The 5,788-nt window shown below is 63.7% G+C and carries 7 protein-coding genes; 4 read left to right on the plus strand and 3 right to left on the minus strand.

What is annotated here, in order from left to right:
• From EN879_RS21945 to EN879_RS21955, 3 genes are all read right to left on the minus strand, one after another.
• The coding region (locus EN879_RS21945; protein ID WP_245493848.1) for a thiamine pyrophosphate-binding protein at positions 1–693 on the minus strand (693 nt) is incomplete at its 3' end.
• The gene (locus EN879_RS21950) at positions 690–1,337 is read right to left on the minus strand and encodes a TetR family transcriptional regulator C-terminal domain-containing protein (protein WP_032809890.1); all 648 of its coding nucleotides are present in this window, start codon (positions 1,335–1,337) and stop codon (positions 690–692) included. The genes EN879_RS21945 and EN879_RS21950, both read right to left, overlap by 4 nt.
• Positions 1,334–2,206, minus strand: a complete 873-nt coding sequence (locus EN879_RS21955) for a dimethylarginine dimethylaminohydrolase family protein (protein WP_024501898.1) — start codon at positions 2,204–2,206, stop codon at positions 1,334–1,336. The genes EN879_RS21950 and EN879_RS21955 overlap by 4 nt, the downstream gene beginning before the upstream one ends.
• 213 nt (positions 2,207–2,419) lie before the next feature.
• On the opposite strand from EN879_RS21955, the gene EN879_RS21960 reads away from it, so the two are divergent.
• From EN879_RS21960 to EN879_RS21975, 4 genes are all read left to right on the plus strand, one after another.
• Positions 2,420–3,235, plus strand: coding sequence for an ABC transporter ATP-binding protein (locus tag EN879_RS21960; protein ID WP_063169844.1), 816 nt, complete (start codon positions 2,420–2,422; stop codon positions 3,233–3,235).
• Positions 3,236–3,288: 53 nt separating this feature from the next.
• Positions 3,289–4,089, plus strand: coding sequence for a transporter substrate-binding domain-containing protein (locus tag EN879_RS21965; RefSeq protein WP_063169843.1), 801 nt, complete (start codon positions 3,289–3,291; stop codon positions 4,087–4,089).
• 155 nt (positions 4,090–4,244) lie between these two features.
• Positions 4,245–4,958 (plus strand): ABC transporter permease, encoded by a 714-nt coding sequence (locus tag EN879_RS21970; RefSeq protein WP_196815384.1) that lies wholly within the window; start codon positions 4,245–4,247, stop codon positions 4,956–4,958.
• The gene (locus tag EN879_RS21975) at positions 4,958–5,767 is read left to right on the plus strand and encodes an ABC transporter permease (protein WP_013528191.1); all 810 of its coding nucleotides are present in this window, start codon (positions 4,958–4,960) and stop codon (positions 5,765–5,767) included. The genes EN879_RS21970 and EN879_RS21975 overlap by 1 nt, the downstream gene beginning before the upstream one ends.
• Positions 5,768–5,788: the final 21 nt, after the last annotated feature.

Below are 5,788 nucleotides of genomic sequence, written 5' to 3' on the forward strand. Positions count from 1 at the left end.
CTGGACGACCGGCGCCCCCAGCCGTTCGGCCAGACGCCGCAGTGGCGCTTCGGCGCGTTTGGCGCCGCCGCCGACCAGGATCAGCGGGCGGCGCGCTGCACTGATGAGTTTGGCCGCGTTGGCAATTGCGACACCTTCCGGCACGGGCGGCGTCACATTGCTCAGCATGGCAGCGATGCCATCCGCCGGCTTGACCATGACGTCGGTCGGGATCTCGATATGCACCGGGCCGGGCCGGGCCGATGAAAACAGGGCGAAGGCCTGCGCCAGCGCGCCGGGCAATTCGCCAGCCTCGGTAACGCGCTGCGAAAACAGCGCCACCTTCTCCATCATGCCGCGCTGATCCGGCAATTCGTGCAGATGGCCCAGCCCCTTGCCCAGCGTCGGCGTGGCGTTGACGCCTGAGATCACCAGCATCGGCACCGAATCGGCACGTGCCTGCCCCATGGCGGTGATGGTGTTGGTCAGCCCCGGTCCGGTGATGACGAAGGCGACGCCCGGTCTGCCGCTGGCGCGTGCGTAGCCATCGGCCATGAAGCCGGCGCCCTGTTCGTGACGCGGTGTGACGTGGCGGATCTTGGAGCGCGCTAGCCCGCGGTAGAGTTCTACCGTGTGGACGCCGGGAATCCCGAAGACCGTGTCGACGCCATGGGCTTCGAGCAGCGAAATGAGCGCTTCGCCGAGTGTCGTCATTGGTTTTCCTCCCCTTCCGGCGCGAGGCCTAGTTCGGCCTCGACGGCCTTGATGCCGATCGCCGCCAATTCGCCGGGCGAGAACATCTCGCCGGCCAGGCAGCCTTCGATCCAGAGTCCGTCGATGATCGCATTAATCGCGATGGCATGGTGGCGCAATTGGCTTGCGTCCGATTTGCGCCGTTCGGCGGCGAGCACCTCGGCCACAACCGCTTCCACCTCATTGCGAAAACCAAGGTAGCCTTCGCGGTGGGCGTGGGCCAAGGTCGGATCCGCTCTGGCGCGGCCGATGAAGGTTGCCCAGAGCGAAAACACCCGCGCGTCGATAATCGGCGCATTGAGGTTGGCGGTGACGAAAGCCGCAAGGCGCTGGCGAGGCGAGGCATTCTCCATGACCAAAGCCGCTTTCGCCTGCTCGGTCATGCGGCCCATCAGCGCTGCATAGGCTTCCTGCAGCAATTCTTCCTTGCCGGGAAAATAGTGCCGGATCAGCCCGGCGGTGACGCCGGCACGCAATGCGATGGTGCGCAAGGTGGCGCCCTGCAGGCCATGTTCCGCCACACTGTCCAGAGTGGCCTCGATCAGATCCTGCCGCCGCCGCTCCTCGCCCTCGCGACGGAACCTGCGGCGGGATGGCATATTCATTGGCGCAGGATCGGTCGCGTCAGGCATGTCGGCCCGCCCTCGCAGGCGATGCAGAGCGCATCCGCCTCGAAGATTTCGACCGTGCAGCCGGCGGCTTCCATCGCGGCTTTGGTCTTTGGAAAGCCTGCGACGGCAATGATCTTGTGTGGGCTGGTCGGCAGCACGTTCAGGCTAAGGCCGTTGGAAGCCGCGAACTCTTCGGCGTCGCCTTCGACCAGCCGGATGTTACGCGCCTTCAGCATCTGATAGAATGGGGCCGGCAAAAGCGGTGAATGGACCAATGCGAGGTCGTCGGCCAGCGGGCTGATCACCGACATCAGATGCAGGCACGCTTCTTCGCCTTGCCACAGCGGAAGATCAAAGCCGTAGACGGAAACGCCCAGCGGCGTCAGCAGGTTGGAAACCTGCTGGATGCCTTCCTGGTTGGAGCGGACACCGCGCCCGATCACCAGCGTACGGGCATCGAGCCATACGCAATCACCGCCTTCGACCTGGCCAGGAACCTCGACGCGGCCCAGGATTGGAATGCCCAGCCTTCGGTAGGTTTCCTCATGCAGCGAGGGCTCCCTGGCGCGCAACGGCTTGCCCATGGACAGAATCAGCGCGCCGCGATCGGTCATCAGCGACGGGTCGTGCGTGAACACCGAGTCCGAAAGTCCATCCGCCGTGTCCTCGATCCATTCGATTTCGGCACCGGAAGCCGCCACCAGTTCAGCAAGGAGCGCGTGCTGCGATGCCGCTTTCGCCGGATTGAATCCGGGGCCATAGTGCCAGGCAGCCCTGTCGGCATTGCGCATGGCGTTGGCCGCCGACCGCATCAGCACGCGGCGCAGCGGCGCCGCCATGGACTGTGATCCGAAAGCGCTCATCGAAGTCCTTTTTCGCTGAAAAAAATCGAGAAAATTTCATGGAAGGCTATTTATACACTTGCACAACAAGCTCGCAAGTGCCGTAATAAGCAGGATTGACGGGCTCTCGCCGTTGGGTCCATGCTGAAGTCTGGAGCGGGGCAGTACAGCGTATATGTTAATTAGCCGGATACACGTTCGACGAACCGCAGCCGACCCGATAGAGGTCACCCGGTGAGCGTGGTGGAAGCTGCCGCAGTCCGATCCGGCAAGGCGCAGGACGGCGCCGCCGAAGCCATCCATGTCGAGAACCTGCACAAGAAGTTCGGTGAGCTGCATGTGCTGAAGGGCGTCTCGCTGTCGGCGCGCGACGGCGAGGTCATCGCCATCATCGGCGGCTCGGGCTCCGGCAAATCGACCCTGCTGCGCTGCATCAACTGCCTGGAAAACCCGACCAGCGGCATCATTCGCGTCAATGGCGAGGAGATCAAGCTCAAGGCCGACAGCCACGGCCACACCATTCCGGCCGACCGCAAGCAGATCGAGCGCATCCGCTCCAAGCTCGGCATGGTGTTCCAAAACTTCAACCTGTGGAGCCACATGACGCTGATCGAAAACGTCATCGAGGTTCCGGTGCATGTGCTTGGCGTCAAGCGCGATGTGGCGATCGGCGAGGCCGAGAGGCTGCTCGCCCGTGTCGGTCTGGCTGAAAAGCGCGACGTCTATCCGGCCTATCTGTCGGGCGGCCAGCAGCAGCGCGCCGCGATCGCCCGGGCGCTGGCCATCAATCCGCGCGTCATGCTGTTCGACGAGCCCACCTCCGCGCTCGATCCCGAACTGGTCGGCGAGGTGCTGAAGGTGATCGGCGACCTGGCGCGCGAAGGCCGCACCATGGTGCTGGTCACCCACGAGATGAAGTTCGCCCGCGAGGTCGCGACCCATGTCGTCTACCTCTACAACGGGCTGGTCGAGGAAGAAGGGCCGCCGGAGCAGATCTTCGGCGCACCGAAATCCGAAAGGCTGAAGCAGTTCATCCGCAACATCGGCTAGGCAAGCCGGGACGGAAGAAAACCGGGAACCAACAACAAACTGGGAGTCATGAAATGAAGACCGTTCTGAAGACATTTGCCGCAGCGCTGCTGCTCGGCGTCGCCGCCATGGGCGTGGCCAAGGCCGATCCGGTCAAGATCGGCGTCGCCGCCGAGCCTTATCCGCCCTTCACCTCGCCCGATGCTTCGGGCAAATGGATCGGCTGGGAGATCGACTTCATCGACGCCGTCTGCGCCGAGGAGAAGCTCGATTGCGTCATCACCCCGGTTGCCTGGGACGGCATCATCCCGGCTCTGACGACCAAGAAGATCGACCTCATCGTCTCCTCGATGTCGATCACCGCCGAACGCGCGAAGACGATCGATTTCTCGGACAAGTACTATAACACGCCGACCGCGATCATCGGCCCGAAGGACCAGAAATTCGGCTCCGCTCCGGACGACCTCAAGGGCAAGATCGTCGGCGTGCAAGTGTCGACGGTGCACGCTGTCTATGCCAAGAAGCACTTTGGCAGCACAGCCTCCGAGATCAAGGAATACCAGACCCAGGACGAGGCCAACAACGATCTGGCCGCCGGCCGTCTCGACGCGGTGCAGGCCGATTCCATCGCGCTTGGCGAATTCCTCAAATCCGACCAGGGCAAAGCCTGCTGCGACCTGAAGGGCATGGTCGCTCCCGATGACGAAGTGCTCGGACCGGGCGTCGGCGCCGGCGTGCGCAAGGAAGACACCGACCTGAAGGGCAAAATCAACGCCGGCATCAAGGCGATCCGCGCCAACGGCAAATATGACGAGATCTCGAAGAAATACTTCGATTTCGACATTTACGGCGGCGGCGGCGCGCAGTCGAACTGACGATCCTCGTATGAGCTGTGGGGTGTGGCGTCGCGCCATGCCCCACCTGCTCGATCTTTCCCAGGCATGTTTGCCGCCGACGCAGCCGTCGGCGGTTAGTCAGCACTTCGGGGGCGACGCTGATCGACGCACTTCTTTCGGCCTCCGCGGCCGGCATCACCGAGCTTCTCTCGCCCTACCCGCCAGGCTGGGGCGGGGCGCTTCTGGTTGGGCTGCTGCATTCGATCGAGATCGCGCTGGGCGCCACGTGCCTCGGCCTTCTGATCGGCACCGGCGGCGCCTATGGCAAGCTTTATGGCGGGCCGGTGGTGCGCGATCTCCTGGCGGTTTACACCACCATCGTGCGCGCCGTGCCCGAACTGGTGCTGATCCTGCTGCTCTATTACGCCGGCACCGACCTGATCAATCAGGCGCTGACGGCCATGGGTTATCAGCGCGTCGACGTGAGCGGCCTTGCCGCCGGCATCGCCGTGCTCGGCTTCGTCCAGGGCGCCTATTCGACAGAGGTGATACGCGGCGCGATCCTGGCCATTCCGCAGGGCCAGATCGAAGCCGCCCGCGCCTATGGAATGTCTCCGGGCCTGATGTTGCGGCGCATCACCTTGCCGTCAATGCTGCCCTTCGCTATTCCGGGCCTCGCCAATCTCTGGCTGATCGCCACCAAGGACACCGCGCTATTGGCTGTTGTCGGCTTCTACGAGCTGGCGCTGGCAACGCGGCAGGCAGCGGGCGTCACCAAGGCCTATTTCACCTTCTTTTTCGCGGCGGGCGTGCTCTATCTGCTTTTGTCGCTGTTTTCCAACCTCGTTATCGGCCGGGTCGAGACCTGGTCGCGGCGCGGCATGCCTTCGCTCAAGGAGGCGCGCTGATGGCCAACGAGGCGACCATCATCGACGTCGTCGCGCGAACGTCGCTGTGGCTGCAGCCGCACCGCATCGTGCTGATCCTGATCGCACTGGGCCTTGTTCTGTCGGCCGCCTTTTTCATGCGCTGGGACTGGCTGCCGCAATATTATGAAATGGGCTTGATCGGCCTCTGGCGCTCGCTGTGGATCCTGGCCGTCACCTGCGTGCTGGGCTTCCTGCTGGCCGTCCCGCTTGGCCTGGCGCAGGCTGCCGGCTCGTTCTGGTTCGCCGCACCCGCCAAGGTGTTCTGCACGGTGATCCGGGGCACGCCGCTGCTGATCCAGCTCTGGCTGCTCTATTACGGCCTGGGTTCGCTGTTCCCGCAATATCCGTGGATCCGCGAATCCTGGATGTGGCCATATCTGCGGCAAGCCTGGCCCTATGGCGTGCTGGCGCTGACCCTGTCGTTCGCCGGTTATGAGGGCGAGGTGATGCGCGGCGCCTTCGCCGGCGTGCCCAAGGGGCAACTCGAAGCCGCCCGCGCCTTCGGCATGAGCCGCTGGAAGGCGTTCCGGCGGATCTGGCTGCCGCAAGCCATCTACCGGGCGCTGCCGACGCTGACCGGCGAGACCGTGCTGCAATTGAAGTCGACGCCGCTGGTGGCGACGATCAGCGTCATCGACATCTTCGCCGTTTCGTCCAAAGTACGGCAGGACACCTACCTCACCTACGAGCCCTTGCTGCTGCTGGCGCTGATCTACATGACGATAACCGGCATTCTGGTCTTCGCCTTCAGCAGGATAGAGGCCAGGATCCCGAACAAGATTGGTTAGAGGGGAGTAGGGGAGTAGGGG

Source organism: Mesorhizobium sp. M7A.F.Ca.AU.002.02.1.1 (assembly GCF_003998535.1).
GTDB classification, from domain to species: Bacteria; Pseudomonadota; Alphaproteobacteria; order Rhizobiales; family Rhizobiaceae; genus Mesorhizobium; species Mesorhizobium ciceri.